Here is a 20,512-nt window from a genome sequence, read left to right on the forward strand (position 1 = left end):
TCAATTCTCCTTATCGAGGCTTCAGCATGGCGATAACAAAGTCTTGCGCACTAGCCACTTTACCTTGCTGGATAGCGGCTGCTGGGTCGACATGCTTAGGACAGACTTCAGAGCAGTAACCTACAAACGTACAGCTCCAGACACCGTTATCACCATTTAATAGTGGCATACGCTCTTTCGCGCCATGGTCACGGTTATCGAGATTGTAGCGTTCTGCTAAGGTAATCGCGGCAGGGCCGATGAACTCTGGGTTTAGACCAAATTGTGGGCAAGCGGCATAGCACAGACCACAGTTGATACAACCCGAGAACTGATGGTATTTCGCCATCTGTGCCGGTGTCTGTATATTTGGACCTTCAGAAACTTTACGGTCATTACCAATGATGTAAGGTTTGATGGCCTCTAAGCGCTCAATAAAGTGTGTCATATCGACAACCAGATCACGCTCAATTGGGAAATTACCTAATGGCTCTATTTTCATTCCTTGTGGATATTCACGTAGGAAAGTTTTACAAGCCAGTTTAGGTACTTTGTCAACCATCATGCCGCAAGAGCCACAGATAGCCATACGGCAAGACCAACGATAAGAAAGGTCAGGCGCCAAATTATCTTTGATATAGCCTAAAGCATCTAATAAAGAAGTTTGCTCATCGTAAGGGACGTCATACGCGACTAAATGGGGTGCGCTATCCACTTCTGGATTGTAACGCATGATCTCCATTTTTAAGTGTTTCATATCATCCATTAGCTTTCTCCTTATTTGCCTTATCTTGAGCTTCAGCTTCGGCACCATAAACACGTTTAGCTGGTTGTGATTTGGTGATTTTCACATCACTGTACTCAAGATTTGGAGTACCTTCAGGGTTAAAGAATGCTAATGTGTGTTTAAGGAAGTTCACATCATCACGTTCAGTGCAGCCTTCGTCTAGACGTTGGTGAGCACCACGAGATTCTTTACGATTTAATGCAGAATGAGCCATACATTCAGCAACATCTAAACCAAAGCCAAGTTCGATGGTGTAAAGTAAATCGGTATTGAACACGCTACTATGGTCAGTGATTTCGACATTTTTAAAGCGTTCTTTCAGCTCTGCAATCTTATCGACTGTTTTTTGCATCAATTCAGGGGTACGGTAGATACCGCAACCTTCTTCCATTGATTCGCCCATTTCATCACGGATTTTCGACCAGCTTTCAGTTCCTTTTTGGTTCATCAGCTTGGTGAGATTATCTTCGATATCACGAGTGCGAGCTTCAATTGCGTTTGCATTAGCAGGTGTTGCTTCAGCCGCATGTTTAGCAGCTTGTTCACCCGCAAGGCGACCAAATACCACTAATTCTGCTAGTGAGTTAGAACCTAAACGGTTCGCACCATGCAAGCCTACAGAAGAACATTCGCCGACAGCAAATAGGCCTTTAATGCGTGTTTCTGTATTTTGATCTGTTTCGATACCACCCATTGTATAGTGAGCCGTTGGGCGGACAGGAATTGGCTCATTTACTGGGTCAACACCAACGTACGCTTTTGCAAGTTCACAGATAAATGGCAGACGTTCATGTAATTTTTCTGCACCAAGATGGCGAAGATCCAGATAAACAACATCACCACGGTGAGTGCTGATGGTGCGACCTGCACGCCATTCGTGCCAGAATGCTTGAGAAACTTTGTCACGCGGACCCAGTTCCATGTATTTATTTTCAGGTTTACCCAGTGGTGTTTCTGGACCCATTCCGTAATCTTGCAGATAGCGATAGCCATCTTTATTGACAAGGATACCACCTTCACCACGGCAACCTTCAGTCATCAAGATACCAGAGCCTGGAAGGCCTGTTGGGTGATATTGAACAAATTCCATATCGCGTAAAGGAACGCCATGACGGAATGCGATACCCATACCATCACCTGTTACAATACCGCCATTGGTGTTGTAACGATAAACACGTCCTGCTCCGCCTGTTGCCATAATGATCGAGTTAGCACGAATTTGTACTTTTGTGCCTTCCATCATATTAATTGCAACAAGACCACGAGCTTGGCCTTCATCAACAATAATGTCTAAAACAAAATGTTCATCAAAACGTTGAATTTGAGGATATTTTAATGATGTCTGATAAAGAGTATGGAGCATATGGAAGCCAGTTTTGTCGGCAGCAAACCAAGTACGCTCAATTTTCATTCCACCGAAACGGCGAACGTTAACTGAACCATCTGGTTTACGGCTCCACGGGCAGCCCCACTGTTCTAATTGGATCATCTCTGTTGGGCAATGTTCGACGAAATAGTCGACAACGTCTTGCTCACAAAGCCAGTCACCACCTGCAACGGTATCATTAAAATGATAGTCATAGGAGTCATGAGCCTGAGTGACTGCGGCTGATCCTCCCTCTGCTGCCACGGTATGGCTACGCATTGGGTAAACTTTTGAGATCAGAGCAATCTTGATATTGGGATTTGCTTCAGCGGCAGCAATCGCTGCACGTAAGCCTGCGCCCCCGGCCCCGATAATCGCTAAATCGGCATTGAAGGTTTGCACTGCGCTTCTCCATTGTTCAAGTGTAAAATTGATAAATTCTGTTAAATACTTTTGATACTTAGCTATTCAATTTTGAGTTTCACACTAAGCTAAACTGCAAAATATCTCTTTTTTAATAGTAAATAATATAATAGCTAATAATGACTTATCGTGCTGTGAATTATAGCGAGAATAGCGAAACATAAATTTGATATAGAGGGGGGTTTTAGGCAATTATACCCATAAAGTGTGATGTGGATCGGCTTTTTATAAATTGTTTTTACATCAATGGCATTTTTAGTTTGTTAGATGCTAATAAAAAGGAATATCAAATGATTATCATTATTTTTATTGGAAAATATAGATTTTAAAACCAAGTAAATGAGTCAAGTTTTATTCATTTTAAGATAATCATGCTGTAATTATCAATAGGAATTTTAATTCATAATGAATATCAAATTGGGAGCTGTCTCACTATTTATCTCTATAATAACTTTTATTTGTAAGTGACTTATTTTAAATGTTTTGAGAAAGCGAATCGTTTCACTTTTTAATTAACATTTGGTTCACATAATATAAGAAATAATCATGAATTTGGTCTTTTCTAATTTGAAATTTAGATTTGAAGAAAAGGTTTTTTGCCTAATCGTGTAAAGCAGGGGATAATCACGCCATCTTTTCTCATCGAATGGTGTTTTGCCACCAATACTCAAATAGAGCGCTTTAGCGACACGAATGCATTGTGTGTTAAGGGTGAGGTGAGTACACTGCACGACTAAGTTTATTTTGGAGTTATCTTAATGAGTGAAATAGCGAATTGGCAGCCAACCGCCCCCATCGCTAACTTGTTACAGCGCGCAAAAATTATTGCCGAGATCAGACGCTTTTTTGCTGATCGCTGTGTACTTGAGGTTGAAACACCCGCAATGAGTCAGGCAACAGTCACTGACGTTCATCTTGTACCCTTTGAAACTCGCTTTGTCGGGCCAGGTGCTGCGCAGGGAATTAACCTATATTTGATGACGAGTCCTGAATACCACATGAAGCGGTTACTTGCCGCAGGCAGTGGACCGATATATCAACTGTGCCGCAGTTTTCGTAATGAAGAAGCAGGAAGGCATCATAATCCTGAATTCACCATGCTTGAGTGGTATCGCCCCCACTTTGATATGTATCGCTTAATTAATGAGGTCGATGACCTTTTACAGCAGGTACTTGATTGTGAAAGCGCGGAGTTATTATCTTATCAACAAGCTTTTTTGCGCCATTTAGATATTGATCCTTTATCCGCGGAAAAAAGCGAATTAAGAGAAGTGGCTGCACGCTTAGATTTGAGCAATATCGCAGAACAAGAAACAGATAAAGATGCACTATTACAGTTGTTATTTGTGATGGGGGTTGAGCCTCACATCGGTAAAGACAAGCCCGTAGTGGTGTACCACTTTCCAGCAACGCAAGCGTCATTGGCCGTTATTAGTACTGAAGACCATCGTGTTGCTGAGCGTTTTGAGGTGTATTATAAAGGTATGGAGCTTGCTAACGGCTTCCATGAATTGACGGATGCAAGTGAACAGCGTCAACGATTCGAGCAAGACAATCGTAAACGCGCTGCACTTGGATTACCTATTCAGCCTATTGATGAACATCTTTTATCTGCTTTAACGCATGGCTTACCTGATTGTTCGGGTATTGCTGTTGGGGTTGATAGATTAATTATGATTGCGTTAAATGCGGCAGAAATTAGCGATGTTATTGCTTTCCCTGTGACAACGGCATAACGCGATTTTACGTTAGCCAAGATAATTGGCAGTGTCATACAAAAGATTGCAGCCAAGTGCTGCAATCTTTGTTTTTATTGAAACAAAAAGCGAATAACGCTTATTGTTGTTTTAAGAATTGAACGCCTAAATCAGGGAAGTCTGTAAATGCACCATCAACATCAGCTTGGTTGTAGATTATCTCAAAAAGCTGTTGCCCATCTTTGGCGTATTTAGGCAATTTATCAACACGGATAGTGAAAGGGTGAACTTCCATTTTATTAGCATGGGCATCTTTCACCATTCCGGTTAACTTAATATTCTCAGGGGTTGATTCTTCACTCACTAACATATGGTAGTCAGGGCCGATACCATCTGCATAAGTGGCGATTTCTTTCATCGAGCCCGGTTTTAGCATCCAATCGTAGTTATAATTTACCCAAGTACCGTCTGGTTTTTGTTCTTGAGTTTCATTCCAGTCAGTGTATGCAATCAACTGAACTAATTTTAAATTCATACCCATTTCAGGCATCAATGTATTTTTAATACGCTTAAGTTCATTGGCATCAAAACATTGGAGATAAACATTAGAGGCTTTATCGGTATAGCCATATTCTTTGAGCACCTCTAGTGTTTTCTTGGTAATGTCCTTACCTTCTTGTTGGTGGAACCACGGTGCTTTAATTTCAGGATAAATACCGATATTTTTTCCTGTTGATTTATTTAGCCCCTGAATGAATTCAATTTCTTCTTGGAATGTGTGAACACGAAAATCTGATTTTCCCATTGGAAAGCGGTTAGGGTAACTCTGTACGTGTTTACCGTCGACAATATCAAACCCTTCGGTGAATTTGAGGGATTTAATTTCAGGGAGTGTAAAGTCAATGGCGTAATAACGCCCATCGCTACGAGCGCGGTTTGGAAAACGCTCAGCGACATCAGTGACGCGATCGAGATAATGGTCATGCAACACCACTAGTTCGTTATCTTTCGTCATGACTAAATCTTGTTCAAGAAAATCTGCGCCTTGTGCATAAGCCATCGCTTTAGCAGGCAGGGTATGTTCTGGTAGATAACCGCTTGCACCTCGATGCGCAATTACCACTTTACCGGCAGCCTGTGCTGCAGCAGAAACTGACATTACTAAAACCATACTAGCCACCAATGTTTTCAATGGGAAGCTCATGATTATATCTCCTTGGCACTTTTTTAGATAAAAAAAATGGGCTACATCATTTTGATATAGCCCACGAGTTTAGCGAGTTAGCATGAACATTTTATGAATGCTTATTGCATTTTTGCTAATTCACGTTTGTGTTTGCTTTCACTAATCATAACGATGAACAGCAGAACAACAGCAAGGGCTGAACCACCAATCATGACTGCGAAGCCACCGTCCCAACCGAAGTAGTCGACGGTATAACCAACAATCGCACTTGCTGCAACTGAGCCACCGAGGTAGCCAAATAGGCCCGTAAAGCCGGCGGCGGTACCTGCCGCTTTTTTCGGTGCAAGTTCAAGAGCATGTAGACCAATCAACATGACCGGACCGTAGATTAAGAAACCGATAATCAACATACATGCCATATCAATGCCAGGGTTGCCCGGAGGGTTCATCCAGAACACGATAGTGGCGATGGTGACGAGGATCATGAAGAACACGCCAGTTGCCCCGCGGTTACCGCGGAAAACTTTATCTGACATCCAACCACACAGTAATGTTCCTGGGATACCTGCATATTCATACATGAAGTAAGCCCATGAAGATTTGTCCATTGTAAAGTGTTTAACTTCACGCAGGTAGGTCGGTGACCAGTCTAGAACGCCGTAGCGCAGTAGGTATACGAATACGTTAGCAATCGCAATCATCCACAAAAGTTTGTTAGGGAACACATACTTCATGAAGATAGCTTTTGCAGTTAATTCTTCTTCATCAGACTCTTTATAGTCTGTTGGATAATCGTTTTTGTATTCTTCAATTGGGGGTAAACCCATTGATTGCGGTGTATCACGCATTAATGCAAAAGCGATAAGTGCAACCAAAATAGCAGCAAAAGCAGGCATATAAAGTGCTGCTTTCCAATCGTTAAACCATGCCATACCCAGTAGGAACAGTAATGGAGGTAAACCACCACCTACGTTATGCGCACAGTTCCAAACCGAAACGATACCACCACGTTCTTTTTGTGACCACCAGTGAACCATAGTACGACCACAAGGAGGCCAACCCATACCTTGGAACCAACCACAGAAAAATAGTAGAACGAACATGACCATGATGCTTGAAGTTGCCCATGGTACAAAGCCCATGATAAGCATGACGATAGAGGCGAGTATCAAACCTGCTGGTAAGAAGTATCGAGGGTTCGCACGGTCAGAGAACGATCCCATAATGAATTTTGAAAAGCCGTAGGCAATTGAAATCCCTGATAATGCAAAACCTAGATCCCCTTTAGAAAAGCCTTGCTCGACAAGGTACGGCATTGCCAACGCAAAGTTTTTTCTAACAAGATAGTAAGCTGCGTAACCAAAGAAAATTCCCATAAAGATTTGCCAACGGAGTTTGCGATAAACAGGGTCTATCTTATCCGCTGGCAGCCTCTCTATATGAGGTGCTGGTTTAAAAATACTGAACATATACGCCTCCGATGGCATGCTTATATTTATTCACCTTCATTTTTCAGCGTTGAAAAATGTTGAGTGTTTATTATTGATGAAGTGACAGAAACGAAAACAATCGAATTTATTTAAGCGCTTTTATTTTCTTAATTGCGCTAAATTGTAGTCATTAAAAAACATTTTATCTGTAATCTAACGCACATTTATTGGTTTTGTTTATGAAGTTGCATAGTTAATGACATTTGTGAATGGAATGGAACTAGAAATGTTATATTTTTTGTGATGTTTATCACGTATTTGTTCTTTTTCGCCTCGAAATTGTACTAATCGCTTTCGCTTTTGTTCCTTATCAAACATTAAGCACGTTTCTGGTCTATATTAAATAATAGACTATAAAAATAGAAACTATACTTATTGGTTATCGAATGTTTATTAATGTGAGGAATGCGACATGAATGGCTCATCTGTGACTGAAACGGATGTCATCATTATCGGTGGTGGCGCAACAGGTGCTGGTGTCGCTCGAGACTGCGCTCGCCGAGGTTTAAGAACTGTTTTACTTGAACGACATGATATCGCGACCGGTGCGACTGGCCGTAACCATGGCTTATTGCACAGTGGCGCCCGTTATGCCGTTACTGACAGCGAGTCAGCGAGAGAGTGTATTGAGGAAAATAAAATACTCAAACGCATTGCTCATCATTGTATTGAGCGAACTGATGGCTTATTTATTACATTGCCTGAAGATAGCCTTGAATATCAAAAACAATTTATTGTCGCCTGCCAAGCTGCCGGCATTGATGCAAATGCGATTGATCCTGCGGAGGCTATCCGCCTTGAACCTTCAGTAAATCCTCATTTAATAGGCGCTGTTAGAGTACCTGATGGCACCGTTGACCCATTTCGTTTAACCGCCGCCAATATGTTAGATGCACGCGAGCATGGTGCGAAAGTTTTGACTTACCATGAAGTTATTGGCCTGATCCGTGAAGGTGATAAGGTTCGTGGGGTGACGGTGTATGATCATAAAACTAAAAATCAATATGATATTTATGCTGAAATTGTCGTTAATGCGGGCGGTATTTGGGGACAGAAAATTGCTGAATATGGTGACTTAAAAATTAAAATGTTCCCAGCAAAAGGGGCATTGCTGATTTTAGGGCATCGCTTAAATAATATGGTGATTAACCGTTGTCGTAAACCTGCGGATGCTGACATTTTAGTCCCCGGTGATACAATTTCATTAATTGGGACGACATCAACACATATTGAATACGATCAAATAGATAACATGTATGTGACTCCCGAAGAGGTCGATATCCTTATTCGAGAAGGTTCAATGTTGTCACCTGCACTTGCGACAACGCGCATTTTACGTGCATACGCAGGTGTACGTCCTTTAGTTGCAAGTGATGACGACCCATCGGGACGTAATGTTAGTCGCGGTATTGTGTTATTAGATCACGCTAAACGTGATGGTCTTGAAGGCTTTGTCACTATCACTGGCGGTAAGTTAATGACTTATCGTTTAATGGCTGAATGGGCTACAGACAAAGTTTGTGAAAAACTCGGTCACAGTGCGAAATGTACTACTGCGGATGCGCCTCTACCCGGTTCACAGCACAGTGCGGAAGAAGCGCTTCGCAACGTGGTTTCAATACCGGCACCGATTCGGGGGTCTGCGGTTTATCGTCATGGCGATCGCGCAGCGGCGATTTTAAGTGCTAATCGATTAGATAAAAGTTTAGTTTGCGAATGTGAAGCGGTCACTGCTGGCGAAGTTCGCTATGCAGTCGATTCTCTCACCGTGAATAACTTACTTGATTTAAGACGTCGTACTCGAGTGGGAATGGGGACTTGTCAAGGTGAGCTATGTGCGTGTCGTGCCGCTGGTTTACTCAATCGTTTTAATGTCACTACACCGCATGAAACAGAGCAACAGCTCGGCCATTTTTTAAATGAGCGTTGGAAAGGGGTTAGGCCGATTGCTTGGGGAGATGCATTGCGTGAAAGTGAATTTACCAGCTGGGTGTATCACGGGCTATGTGGCATGAATGAGGCGACCTTGAGCAAGGTGGCACAGAAGGAGACTGACAATGAAATATGATGTGGTTGTGATGGGCGGCGGTTTAGCTGGTCTTATCTGTGGTATTCGTCTAACTCAGTCTGGACTCTCTTGTGCCATTGTCAGTGCAGGACAAAATGCGCTTCATTTTTCATCTGGATCGTTAGATTTACTCACGCATTTGCCTGATGGGCAAGTCGCTGAAAAACCACTGTTGGTGCTTGATGCTTTGAGCCAACAAGCGCCTATGCATCCCTATAGCCTTATTGGCTCATCCAAAGTAGCTGAACTTGCGCATATGGCACAAACAATATTGCAACAAAGTGGTATGCGATTAAAAGGTTCCTGTGAAGAAAATCATTACCGCATTACGCCATTAGGTCATAAACGCATGACATGGCTGAGCCCTGAGTCAGTTCCTACCGCAGCGTTACATCAGAAAATGGACGTGGGCAAAATTGCGGTTGTGGGCATTGAAGGCTTTCTCGATTTCCAACCACAAATGGTGGCGGATCAATTACAACGCGAAGGGCTACAATCAAGCTCTCATTATGTGCATTTGCCTTTACTTGATCGGTTAAGAGAAAACCCAAGTGAGTTTAGAGCGATTAATATTGCGCGTTGGTTAGATAGACCTGAAAACATGGCACAGATAGTCGAAGAAATCGCTCCGCTCGTGGCCGATGCTGATACTATTTTTATGCCTGCATGTATCGGTCTTGATAGTGAAGAACCAATGCTGGAGTTACAAAAACGTTTAGGTAAGTCATTATATTTATTGCCAACGTTGCCACCGTCTTTGTTAGGTATTCGTTTGCATGAAACGTTATTACGTCAATTTCGCCGTCAGGGTGGGATCGTTATGCCGGGCGATAAAGTGACATCGGTAAATTATGTTGGTTCACGAATTGAATCGATACAAACTCGTAATCATGGTGATATTTCATTGAAGGCGGCGCAGTTTGTTTTGGCTACAGGAAGCTTTTTCAATAATGGTCTGGTGGCAAAATTTGACCGTGTCTATGAGCCACTCATGAATTTAGACTTGTGTGAAATTTCAGAACGTGCGAAATGGACCAATAAAGAATTTTTTGCCTCTCAGCCTTATATGGCTTTTGGCGTGCAAACAGATAGTCAATTACGTGGACATAAAAATGGTGATGCTATTGAAAACCTTTATGTCGCAGGCGCGGTACTGGGTGGATTTGATCCACTGACACAAGGCTGCGGGGCAGGTGTATCGATGATAAGTGCTTTGTATGTGGCAAATGAAATTGTGAATGAGTTTGAAAAAAGTAAAGCGAAGCAAGCGGAGGTGGCACAATGAGTATTCAGGACGGTAGTTTTGAAAGCTGCATTAAATGTACAGTCTGTACGACTTATTGTCCGGTTGCTAAGGTTAATCCGCTTTACCCAGGTCCTAAGCAAGCCGGCCCTGATGGTGAGCGTTTACGCTTAAAAGACCCTATGTTGTACGATGAAGCGCTCAAGTATTGTACTAACTGTAAGCGTTGTGAAGTTGCATGCCCATCAGATGTGAAAATAGGCGATATTATTGCACGCGCCCGTAATACTTACAGTCAGCAAAAACCAAAATTACGTGATGCAATCTTGAGTCATACTGATTTAATGGGCACCTTATCAACACCGTTTGCACCTGTAGTAAATACCATTACAGGTTTAAAACCTGTACGCCAACTGCTTGATAAAGCCTTAAAAATAGATCACCGCCGCGAATTGCCAAAATATTCATTTGGAACTTTTCGCCGCTGGTATGCGAAACAAGCTGCTGAACAACAAAAATTTGAAGATCAAGTTGCCTATTTTCATGGATGCTTTGTAAATTACAACCATCCTCAACTAGGTAAAGACCTCATCAAAGTTTTTAACGGGATGAATATCGGTGTTCAACTTCTTAAACGTGAAAAATGTTGTGGTGTCGCGCTAATTGCCAATGGCTTTATGAAGCAGGCTAAACGCCAAGCCAATGTTAATTTAGAATCATTGCAAGAAACCATTCTTGAAAAGCATATCCCTGTTGTCGCAACATCTTCAACTTGTACCTTTACTATCCGCGATGAATATACGCATGTATTGGATGTAGATACCTCTGAAATGCGCGATAACATTGAACTTGCGACGCGTTATATTTATCGTTTGTTAGAGCAAGGTCGTGAATTAAAACTGAAACATACCCCACTGAAAGTGGCCTACCACACTCCTTGTCATATGGAAAAAATGGGTTGGACCTCCTATACACTTGAGCTAATCAAACGCGTACCCGGCGTGGAATTAATTGTATTAGATTCCCAATGTTGCGGTATTGCAGGAACCTACGGTTTCAAAAAAGAAAACTATGAGGTTTCTCAAGGTATTGGAGCAGGCCTATTCCGCCAAATAGAAGAAAGCGGCGCAGATATGGTTATCACGGATTGTGAGACCTGTAAGTGGCAGATTGAGATGTCGACGAGTAAGAAGTGTGAGCATCCTATTACGCTTTTGGCCCGCGCGCTCTAAATCCTCGTTATACTTCGATTTGTGGCGTTGTTGGCTGCGTTTACTAACCCCTCGTCATACTTCGATTTGTGGCGTTGTTGGCCGCGTTTACTAACTCCTCGTCATACTTCGATTTGTGGCGTTGTTGACCGCGTTTACTAACCCTAGTCACATACTTTTGTATGCTCCTAGGGATTAGTTTCACTTGCCGCCTAGCCACAATTCGAATTATTTAGAGGATGGCTTGAGTGAGTTGTTTTCTTGTCATACTTCGATTTATGGCGTTGTTGGCTGTGTTTACTAATCCTAGCCGTAACTCGAATTATTTAGAGGATGATCTGCGTTATGCTTCGATTGATAAATATAAACTGAATCGATGAATCATAAGAAAATCGGCAATAAAAAGATTATTGCCGATTGAGAGCGTTATTTGATGACCTTTTGTAGCGTTTCCATCATTAATAATACTGAGGTACCACCGGGATCTGGGTGGCCAATACTACGCTCGCCTAAGTAACTTGCTCGACCTTTTCTGGCTTGCATATTAATAGTGGATTCAACACCCTGTTTTGCTGCTGCCACTGCGGCGGTGATAGCCTTATCCAAAGGTTGTGATGAGGCTAGCGTTAGTGCTTCACTAATTGGCCACCATACATCACACATTGTTTTATCGTTAGGCTCAGCTCTGCCACGGGAAACAATACCTTCCGTACCTATTTTGATTAACTCTGCTAAATCAGCCACCGTTAGACTCTCTTTATTTGCTGCACTTTGTGCTGCTTTAATAAAAAAAGTACCAAATAAAGGGCCACTGGCACCACCGACACTTGAAAGTAGCGTCATACCCGTTGTTTTTAGTATTGTTGCAATGTCCTTATCTGCGACAGTCGGTAGTTTTTCGGCAACTTTTTGAAAGCCGCGGTTCATATTGAGCCCATGGTCGCCGTCACCAATAGTCGTGTCGAGTTCAGTTAAATAATCTTGTTCACGGGCAAACGTTTGTGAGCATTGTATGAGCCAGTCATAAATTTGCTTTTGAGTTAAATTCATCAATTGATACTTCCTATTTTGCTGCCATTTATCTTTATGCGAAGGATAGAAATACGTTAAAAATTAGCATTTCCAACGTAATGCTGGCGTATTAACTGGCGCGTCCCATAACAGTAAGGCTTCGTCATCTACTTTTAGTAGCGTAATAGATACCCCTTGCATATCGAGAGCAGTGCAGTAAGAACCAATTAAATTGCGTTCAATTGTAAGCCCAAATTCAGTGCAGCAAGTTTGTAGACGATGATAAACCGCGTAAAGCTCAGAAAGTGGTGTAGCACCGAGGTTATTAACTAAAGCAATTACTCGATCGCCTTTTTGAAGTGGTTCTTTGACTTGGTGATTATCTTGCCATTGACCATTTTCGCGATCCCACTGTCGAACTGTTCTCTCATAATGACCATTTTCGATCAAAGTTTCGAACATCTGATCGACCGTATCATTTAAATGAGTGAAACGGCGGCGTTCGATCCCCGGCTCTCCATGGATGCCCACTCCGAATTCCATTTCATTATCAGGAAGCTCGAAAGATGGTTTTCTCGCTGCGGGAACGGTACAGGCATGTAGTGCAATACCTAAGCTATAGCCATTATTGTTAGTTTTATGTCCAAGCTCGACGAGTTTATCGAGAGAATAACCTTTGCAAGCCGCTGCTCCGAGTATTTTTTCCATTAGTACTGTATTGGCGACACCTCTGCGTCCTGCGGTATAGAGGCTATCTTTAACCGCCACATCATCATCAACTAAAACAACCGCAATTTTAGTACCCGCATCGTGTAGTAATTCGGTGGCAGTTTCAAAATTGAGTATATCGCCAGTGTAGTTTTTAATGATCATTAAAACACCTTCTCCCCCATCAATGGCCATGGCACATTCCATCATTTGATCGGGTGTTGGTGAGGTAAATATTTCACCAGGACAAGCGCCATCTAGCATGCCTTGCCCAATATAGCCACTGTGCATAGGTTCATGACCGCTGCCGCCTCCAGATAGTAGGCCAACTTTGCCATTTAAGGGTGCATCTCGGTGAACGAGATAAGTCGGGTCGATATTTAGTCGTAATTCAGGATGGGCAGCAACGAGGCCTTGATTGACTTCACTAATGATATCTTCAACACGGTTAATCAGTTTTTTCATCTTACAGACTCCAGAAGATAGAGGGCGATGTTTAACTCTGTTTTTTGTGTTCGATTATGTTCTTTTTGATTCGAATTTGGTTGTTAATAGCGTGGGACGTTTCGATTATGCAATCAGGCTAGCATAGCTCGGTTTTTATTGGATTAAGTAAACCAATAAAATGAGAGTTAGATCGGGAATTATTGTGAAGAAATAGAAGGGGAAAGTTCCCCTTCTAAAAAGAGATTTAGTGTTGATTGGCTAACTGTTTTTTGCTTGCGTCATTAAAGAAGGATTTTAAAATGAAATTAAGCAGTACACCGTAAGCAGGTAGGAAAAATAGCATACAGATTAACAGCTTAAATACATAGTCAACTAACGCAATTTCAACCCAATTGGCGGCCATAAAAGGGTCGCTACTACGATAAAACGCAATAAAGAAGAAGGCGATAGTATCAATTAGGTTACCAAAAAACATGGCGCAAGCTGGTGCTACATACCAACGCTTATTTTGGCGTAGACGGTTAAATACACTGACATCTAAAATTTGTCCCAGCACATAGGCCATAAAACTGGCGGCTGCGATACGCGCAACAAATAAGTTAAATGTTGTTATGGAGGCGAAACCTTGCCATTCACCCTGAAAAAATAGGGCTGAAATAACATAAGAAATTAGTAAGGCGGGTAGCATGACCGAACTAATGATGCGACGAGCAAGGGGAGCACCATAGATCCGCACCGTTAAATCCGTTGCGAGAAAAATAAATGGAAAAGTGAAAGCGCCCCATGTGGTATGAAAACCGAAAATATTGATCGGCAATTGCACCAGATAGTTACTAGATGAAATAATTAAAATATGAAATAACGATAGCCAAATTAACGCAGTGGCTTTTTGCTGCGGAGTAAATGCAAACATATTGTACCTTTTTAGCGACTGATGGGGTGAGGGAACCCATAAAAGACCCAGTTTAAGTTTATTATGACTAAAAATTGGGAAGTGCGCATCATACGCTTGCTGCGCAACAAAAGCAAAACTGTTCGACCAGTCTGGTAGTTTTTATTATATAATCAATTTATTATTTATTTAAAAAAGTATTTTTTATGTCTGATTTATTTTCTAATGCAACCAAAACCCTTGATACATTAGGCCTTCGTTGCCCTGAACCTGTAATGTTAGTGCGCAAAACAGTGCGTAATATGGGGGAGGGGGAGACTTTGCTTATCATTGCTGACGATCCGGCAACAACACGAGATATTCCCGGTTTTTGTCGTTTTATGGAACATGAATTGTTAGCAGTTGAAGCTGAAAAAGTACCCTATCGTTATTTGTTGCGCAAAAAATCGAGTAGTTTGTAATTTTTTGCGTGAAAGTAGAAAAGTTAGCCCTCATTAATTACAATGAAATTTATGCTTAATTCATTGTTTTAAAACTAATTTTTAAAGTGACGCGTAATAAGAACTGCCACTATTTATCTGTAAATAGTGGCAGTTGAGTATTTAAACAATAAGCGCTATTTTTTTACTTGCGGTAACTTAACTCGCAGCAGCCGAACAGCGTTAGCTGTCACTAAAGCAGTCGCGCCGGAGTCAGCCAGTACGGCAACCCACAAGCCTGTCATGCCAAGTAAGGTAGTGACTAAGAACACACCTTTTAAGCCTAATGCAATTGTAATATTTTCACGGATAATTTTTCGGGTTGCGCGTGAAAGTGCAATAATTTCAGGTAAGCCTGTTAGACGGTTATGGGTAAGCGCTGCATCAGCAGTTTCTAACGCCACGTCAGTACCCCCTCCCATTGCAACACCAATACTAGAGGCTTTCATCGCTGGAGCATCGTTGATACCATCGCCGACCATCATGGTGCTATGGTTACGGTTAAGCTCTATTACTGCGCTGACTTTATCTTCAGGTAATAAACCTGCGCGATATTCCATACCTAATTGACCTGCAATTGCGGCAGCAGCTCGTGGGTTATCACCCGTTAGCATGACGGCATTTACATTCAATTTTTTAAGCATATTCATTGCATCAACCGCATCACTACGTAATGTATCTTGCAGTGCCGTTAATCCAATAACTCGATTGTTTTCAAGGGTTACAACAACTGTTTTACCCTGAGCCTCAAGTTCCTCAACCTTTGCTTGCCAAACTTTATCTAGTGGTATTTCGAGTCTATTTGGTGCACTAACCAGTACATGCTTATTATTCAGGAAACCTTCAACGCCTTTTCCTGCGAGTGCTTTACGATCTTGTGCCTCAGTTACTTGTAGTGAAAGCTCCTGAGCTTTGTTAACGACAGCTTTTGCCAGAGGATGATGAGAACCAATTTCAACGGAAGCGGTGATTTGCACTAATTCTGCTTCGGTTATGCCATCAACCGGTACCAAATTGGTTACATGAGGTTTTCCTTCGGTTAATGTTCCCGTTTTATCCAATGCAATTGTTGTGATAGTGCCTAGTTGCTCAAGTGCTGCGCCACCTTTAATTAAAGCACCGCGACGTGTCGCTGTGGCAAGTGCCGACGTGATAGCCGCAGGTGTTGATATCACGAGCGCACAAGGACAACCAATTAATAGTAAGGTTAAACCACGGTAAATCCACGTTTCCCATGCCGCATCAAAGAATATTGGCGGAATAATAATAACCAATGCAGAAATCAACATGATTATTGGCGTGTAAATCCGGCTAAAACGGTCGATAAAACGTTCAATAGGTGCACGGCGCTCTTCGGCTTCTTCAATTAATTGCAAAATACGGTCGATTGCATTTTGCCCTTGTTCTGAAACCACTTTCATCTGTACTGCTCTATCCACTGATAAACAGCCTGCAGCGACTTTCTCACCAACAGTGCGTTCGACAGGAACAGATTCACCGGTTAAAGCACTTTCATCAAAACTGGCAAATTCAGAGACCAATACTGCGTCTGTTGGCAATCTGCCACCTGGCGCAATTTCAATCACATCTCCAGGACGTAATTGAGCTACTGGAACGGTAGTTTTTTGCCCATCTTTAATTAATATGGCATCTTCAGGAACGAGTGCCATTAGTGCGCTAACGCCACGTCGGGCTCGGCCAGCGGAATAGGCCTCTAGCATTTCACCTAACATGAATAGCAAAATAACCATGGCGGCTTCTTCGGTTGCCTGTATAAAAATGGCGCCGACAGCAGCAACTGTCATTAAGGTTTCAATCGCAAAAGGTGAACCTGTACGAATAGAAAGTAACGCTTTTCGGGCGATAGGGTATAACCCAAATAAGGTTGCTAAAATAAAGGCAATATTACCTAACTGAGGGTTGAAAGACTCAATACCCCAGCTGATACCCACTAAAATTGCTAAAATAATAACGGGTTTTGCTTCACTGAGTAAACTCGGTGGTGGTTGAATTGATGCTGCGTTATTGCTGCCAACATCAAGTAGTTCATAGCCGGCGGTTTCCACTGTTGCGCGAACAGCCATGCTGATATCACTATCGGCGTCGACAACTAACTTTTCTGTTGCAAACAAGACTTTGGCTTGCTTGACGTCTTTTATTTGAGTGACCGCAGTTTCAATTTTACTCGCACAACTTGGGCAATCCATTCCGCGGATTATCCAGCTAAAACGTTTCTGAGCTGTTTGAATTGGCGCGATATCGTTTATTTTATCAATAGGCAAGCCACAGCTGCTACCGTGCTGGTGATTATGGTCACCGTGTTTATGAGCGGCATGATCATGGCCATCGTGCTCATGTTGAGCGTTGTGTTTGCCTCGTTGATGAGATTCCTCATCATCATCGGGATGACTCTCTACATCACTGTGAACGTGGGTATGTGAGTCATTGCTCACCTTTTTACTATTTTCGGTGACAGCTGATGAGCAGCTACTGTTAGTTGAGCAGCATGAACTAGTATGAGCATGTGTGTCTTTTTGTGAATGTGAGTGCATAAGCGACCCCCTATCTAACAACGTTTTCAATTATTATTAGTGAGTCTACACTTTGGAGTCTACTCCAGAGTCAAATAAAATGAAGGTCACCAATTGATAAAAAATGCTATTTGAGAATTTTATCAATTGGCGATAAGGCTTATAAATAAATCGCACGAACAATAAAGAATTGTCCAATGAAATAGAATGCCGCCACAACAGCTTTAGATGCTTTAAATGGGAAGCGAAAATGGGCGATTAACCAAATGCAATTAGACAGAAATAGCATTGAGGCGCCAACCATAATAGAAAAATTATATTCGCGACCCAGACCAAAATATTGATCGCCAGCAACCGAAGCCATAATCATACACATGACTAATGATGCAAAAACAATAGCTTGAAGGTGTTCAAGTTTACCCCAAATCAGCACTAAAGTGACAGCTGCAATAATTAATGGCACCGCTAACCAAGGTAGGAACAAACCAAAGTTTAACTGCATACCAAAACTAATGGCGTAAATTAGATAACTTAAAAACATCAGTGCAACAGATGTAAGTAAGTGCTCACTAGAAAACATCCGAGAAAGATCGGCCACTAGCGAAACTAGCAAACCGGCTAAGATTAGATAGTTTTGAATATTTAAGTCGTCGGAGCTCCATCCCCAAAGTAATAAAAGTAAGAGTGTAATGGGGCGAAATAGCCAACGTTGCCAGCCAGGACCACGATAAGCTGCATCGACATACAGCCAGCCTGAAAAGAGCACTGCAAGAAATGGCCAACTAATCATATACACATCCTTATAATTTCAAATGAATGAAGTAACGGTCAGAGTATTTCGTCACTCTCTATAAATAAGATAAACTATAGTCATGTTTTTTTTAAGCTAAATGCACATTTTATGAATAAACCTATTTTATTAATCATTGTTTTAGCCATTATTGCCGTACTCGCAACCAAGCGTTTTTTTGATCAACGAAAGCAAAATGAAATTAATGATAATTCTTTACCTATTAGCCATTTAGTACAGGTTAATGAGAAAAAGGACTATCCATATCCTAATATGCGTTCCCGTGAGCGGGATGTGGTTTCCCCTGAAACTTTTCGTTATGAAATTTATTTTAAATCGCAATCAAGTGGCGAGATTATCAAAACAATTGTCAATGAAACTCAGTATCACGCCGTAGAGCAAGGTTCTAAGGGGAAATTGACGTTACAGGGCACTAGATTTATCCGCTATGAACCTGAATCATCCTGATTTAATGTTTATTTTTTGCTTTATCGAGAGCGGCTTTCATTTTCTTTTGCATTACAAGTAGCTCAAAAACACCGAAGAAAAAAATACGAACTTGTACCAGACCTGAAAGTTTTTCATTTTTAGGTAAAGATGCTTTAATAAACATAGTTTGTAATGCATGCATAATTACCATGAAAATCATAGCGATATCCATAAAATACTTTAAGGGTTTGGGGAATGGGTGGATCAAGTTAAACAGCATAAAACCCCAGACACAGACCATCAGTAGGCGACCTATATTAATAAACATACTTTTTTCCTTAAAGTCGATTTCGAATGAAAAGGCGGTAAGCTACTTGCCCGGCAATTTTTTCGCGATGTAGTTGCCAATTCGCAGGGATGTCAGTAAGTGGTGACTCCGCCTCTGACTCAATGTAGATCCAGCTTTCATCTGCTAGCCACTGATTATTTTCTAATAATTGGATAGTTTCATTGAGCAAGCCTTTACGAAAAGGAGGATCAATAAAGACAAGGTCAAAAGGCGTTCCCATTTGATTTAAAACAGTCAGGCTACTGTTATTGATAACCGTGGCGTTATCAGCCTGTAAACGCATTTTATTGTCACTCAGCAGTTGGGCATTCTGTTTATCTAATTCAATAAAAGTTACGCTATTAGCAAATCGAGAAAGTGCTTCAAACCCTAATGAGCCACTTCCTGCGTAACAGTCAAGACAACGGGCGTCTTGAACAACAGGCATTAACCAGTTAAATAAGGTTTCTTTGATTCTATCAGTGGTGGGACGTAAGCCCTCACTATCACGGACAGGCAGTTTTCGCCCACGCCATTTACCGCCAATGATACGAATTTGTCCTAAAGATGTTGTTTGTGGTTTTTTTGCCATAATATGTATTATTGCTTAGCTTATTTATGCGTTAAAAATTGATTGTTTATATTGTAGCGCGTCATTTTCATAGTTTTAACATAAAAATTCAGATTAAATTGCCATGATTTTTCGTTCAGATATGTGTTGCTGCGCCATGAAATGATAGACTGGATGTAATTTTATTGCGATTTTATTATTACGCGCCATGTTTTTACCGCGAGGAGTGCAGTGGCAAATGGCTAAAGACAAGAAAAAAGGCTTATTTTCATGGTTGGGTTTTGGCCGTAAAGGTGAAAATGAAACCCAGCAGCAAGCTGAGCAACAACAAAAAGTTGAGATTGAAAATGAAGTTGACCTTCAACAAAGTGCAGAAGATGCTGCAATAGCAGAGGCTAATGCAGAAGCTGAACGTCAACGCCAAGCAGAACAAGAAGCCATTAAAGCGGCAGAAGATGAAGCTGAACGCCAATATCAAGCACAACAAGCCGCTATTGATGCTGCGACAGAACAAGCAGAACAACAGCGAAAAATAGCATTAGCTGCAATTCAAGCTGCTGAAGAGCAAGCGGAGCTTGAGCGCCAAGCAGTACAAGATGCGCGTATTGCACAAGAAAAAGCAGAGCGAGAAAGACTTGAAGAAGAAGCTGTGCGTATTGCAGAGGAGGAAGCTGAGCGTCAACGCCAAGCTGAGCTTGCTGCGATTAATGCTGCGCAAGAAGAAGCGGAGCGCCAACGCCAAGCTGAATTAGCCGCTATTCAAGCCGCTGAAGATAAAGCGGAGCAAGAGCACCAAGCAATAGAGGCCGCTGCTATTGTGGCTGCGGAACAACAGGCCGCAGAAGAAAAAGCGGAACAAGAGCGTCAAGCCGCAGA

17 protein-coding genes and 1 pseudogene are annotated in these 20,512 nt (G+C 41.9%); 7 read left to right on the plus strand and 11 right to left on the minus strand.

The annotated features are described in order from the left end of the window. Nucleotides 1-10 precede the first annotated feature (10 nt). Both DD649_RS16470 and frdA read right to left on the minus strand, forming a co-directional pair. Nucleotides 11-745, minus strand: a complete 735-nt coding sequence (locus DD649_RS16470; RefSeq protein WP_294109525.1) for a succinate dehydrogenase/fumarate reductase iron-sulfur subunit — start codon at nt 743-745, stop codon at nt 11-13. Next, a complete protein-coding gene (gene frdA / locus DD649_RS16475; protein WP_336430967.1) occupies nt 738-2,534 on the minus strand; it encodes a fumarate reductase (quinol) flavoprotein subunit in 1,797 nt (598 codons plus the stop codon). The genes DD649_RS16470 and frdA overlap by 8 nt, the downstream gene beginning before the upstream one ends. Before the next feature lie 779 nt (nt 2,535-3,313). Here frdA and epmA point away from each other — a divergent pair. Next, nucleotides 3,314-4,291, plus strand: coding sequence for an elongation factor P--(R)-beta-lysine ligase (gene epmA / locus DD649_RS16480; protein ID WP_294109538.1), 978 nt, complete (start codon nt 3,314-3,316; stop codon nt 4,289-4,291). Between the two features lie 100 nt (nt 4,292-4,391). Here epmA and glpQ read toward each other — a convergent pair whose 3' ends face one another. Then, on the minus strand, nt 4,392-5,456 hold the full coding sequence (gene glpQ, locus DD649_RS16485; RefSeq protein ID WP_294109546.1) for a glycerophosphodiester phosphodiesterase: 1,065 nt from the start codon (nt 5,454-5,456) through the stop codon (nt 4,392-4,394). Between the two features lie 101 nt (nt 5,457-5,557). Beyond that, nucleotides 5,558-6,907, minus strand: a complete 1,350-nt coding sequence (glpT, locus tag DD649_RS16490; RefSeq protein ID WP_294109549.1) for a glycerol-3-phosphate transporter — start codon at nt 6,905-6,907, stop codon at nt 5,558-5,560. Nucleotides 6,908-7,340: 433 nt separating this feature from the next. Here glpT and glpA point away from each other — a divergent pair, with 433 nt between their 5' ends. The 3 genes from glpA to glpC are packed head-to-tail and all read left to right on the plus strand — an operon-like array spanning nt 7,341 to nt 11,471. Then, nucleotides 7,341-8,996 (plus strand): anaerobic glycerol-3-phosphate dehydrogenase subunit A, encoded by a 1,656-nt coding sequence (glpA, locus tag DD649_RS16495; protein ID WP_336430968.1) that lies wholly within the window; start codon nt 7,341-7,343, stop codon nt 8,994-8,996. Further along, entirely contained in the window at nt 8,986-10,281 is a 1,296-nt protein-coding gene (gene glpB, locus DD649_RS16500; protein ID WP_336430969.1) for a glycerol-3-phosphate dehydrogenase subunit GlpB, read from the plus strand. Before glpA ends, glpB begins: the two co-directional genes overlap by 11 nt. Beyond that, nucleotides 10,278-11,471 carry an anaerobic glycerol-3-phosphate dehydrogenase subunit GlpC gene (glpC, locus tag DD649_RS16505; protein WP_336430970.1) on the plus strand — a complete coding sequence of 398 codons (1,194 nt, stop codon included), beginning with the start codon at nt 10,278-10,280 and terminating at the stop codon, nt 11,469-11,471. The genes glpB and glpC overlap by 4 nt, the downstream gene beginning before the upstream one ends. Nucleotides 11,472-11,876: 405 nt before the next feature. Here the strand turns inward: glpC and dhaL are convergent, their stop codons facing one another. The 3 genes from dhaL to DD649_RS16520 form a co-directional block, all read right to left on the minus strand. Further along, the gene (gene dhaL / locus DD649_RS16510) at nt 11,877-12,500 is read right to left on the minus strand and encodes a dihydroxyacetone kinase subunit DhaL (RefSeq protein WP_294109553.1); all 624 of its coding nucleotides are present in this window, start codon (nt 12,498-12,500) and stop codon (nt 11,877-11,879) included. 63 nt (nt 12,501-12,563) lie between these two features. Then, the gene (gene dhaK, locus DD649_RS16515; protein WP_294109554.1) at nt 12,564-13,634 is read right to left on the minus strand and encodes a dihydroxyacetone kinase subunit DhaK; all 1,071 of its coding nucleotides are present in this window, start codon (nt 13,632-13,634) and stop codon (nt 12,564-12,566) included. Nucleotides 13,635-13,860: 226 nt separating this feature from the next. Then, nucleotides 13,861-14,529, minus strand: a complete 669-nt coding sequence (locus tag DD649_RS16520; protein WP_294109556.1) for a 7-cyano-7-deazaguanine/7-aminomethyl-7-deazaguanine transporter — start codon at nt 14,527-14,529, stop codon at nt 13,861-13,863. A gap of 185 nt (nt 14,530-14,714) precedes the next feature. Here DD649_RS16520 and tusA point away from each other — a divergent pair, with 185 nt between their 5' ends. Beyond that, nucleotides 14,715-14,969: a sulfurtransferase TusA gene (tusA, locus tag DD649_RS16525; protein WP_294109558.1), complete on the plus strand. Its 255-nt coding sequence runs from the start codon at nt 14,715-14,717 to the stop codon at nt 14,967-14,969. A gap of 155 nt (nt 14,970-15,124) precedes the next feature. On the opposite strand, the gene DD649_RS16530 is transcribed toward tusA, so the two are convergent. Both DD649_RS16530 and DD649_RS16535 read right to left on the minus strand, forming a co-directional pair. Further along, nucleotides 15,125-17,539, minus strand: coding sequence for a zinc/cadmium/mercury/lead-transporting ATPase (locus tag DD649_RS16530; RefSeq protein ID WP_294109559.1), 2,415 nt, complete (start codon nt 17,537-17,539; stop codon nt 15,125-15,127). Nucleotides 17,540-17,678: 139 nt separating this feature from the next. Beyond that, complete coding sequence (locus tag DD649_RS16535) at nt 17,679-18,308, minus strand: lysoplasmalogenase (RefSeq protein ID WP_294109561.1); 630 nt, start codon at nt 18,306-18,308, stop codon at nt 17,679-17,681. A 111-nt stretch (nt 18,309-18,419) separates the two neighbouring features. On the opposite strand from DD649_RS16535, the gene DD649_RS16540 reads away from it, so the two are divergent. Beyond that, nucleotides 18,420-18,776 carry a DUF2500 family protein gene (locus DD649_RS16540; protein WP_336430971.1) on the plus strand — a complete coding sequence of 119 codons (357 nt, stop codon included), beginning with the start codon at nt 18,420-18,422 and terminating at the stop codon, nt 18,774-18,776. A gap of 1 nt (nt 18,777) precedes the next feature. Here DD649_RS16540 and DD649_RS16545 read toward each other — a convergent pair whose 3' ends face one another. Together DD649_RS16545 and rsmD are read right to left on the minus strand one after the other, a co-directional pair. Next, nucleotides 18,778-19,065, minus strand: coding sequence for a DUF1145 family protein (locus DD649_RS16545; RefSeq protein WP_294109563.1), 288 nt, complete (start codon nt 19,063-19,065; stop codon nt 18,778-18,780). 10 nt (nt 19,066-19,075) lie between these two features. Beyond that, the gene (gene rsmD / locus DD649_RS16550) at nt 19,076-19,657 is read right to left on the minus strand and encodes a 16S rRNA (guanine(966)-N(2))-methyltransferase (RefSeq protein WP_294109565.1); all 582 of its coding nucleotides are present in this window, start codon (nt 19,655-19,657) and stop codon (nt 19,076-19,078) included. A 217-nt stretch (nt 19,658-19,874) separates the two neighbouring features. On the opposite strand from rsmD, the pseudogene DD649_RS16555 reads away from it, so the two are divergent. Then, nucleotides 19,875-20,512 (plus strand): annotated as a pseudogene (locus tag DD649_RS16555) (signal recognition particle-docking protein FtsY); the annotation flags it as partial.

It is taken from the genome of Providencia sp. (genome assembly GCF_003533305.1).
In the GTDB taxonomy this organism is placed as follows: domain Bacteria; phylum Pseudomonadota; class Gammaproteobacteria; order Enterobacterales; family Enterobacteriaceae; genus Providencia.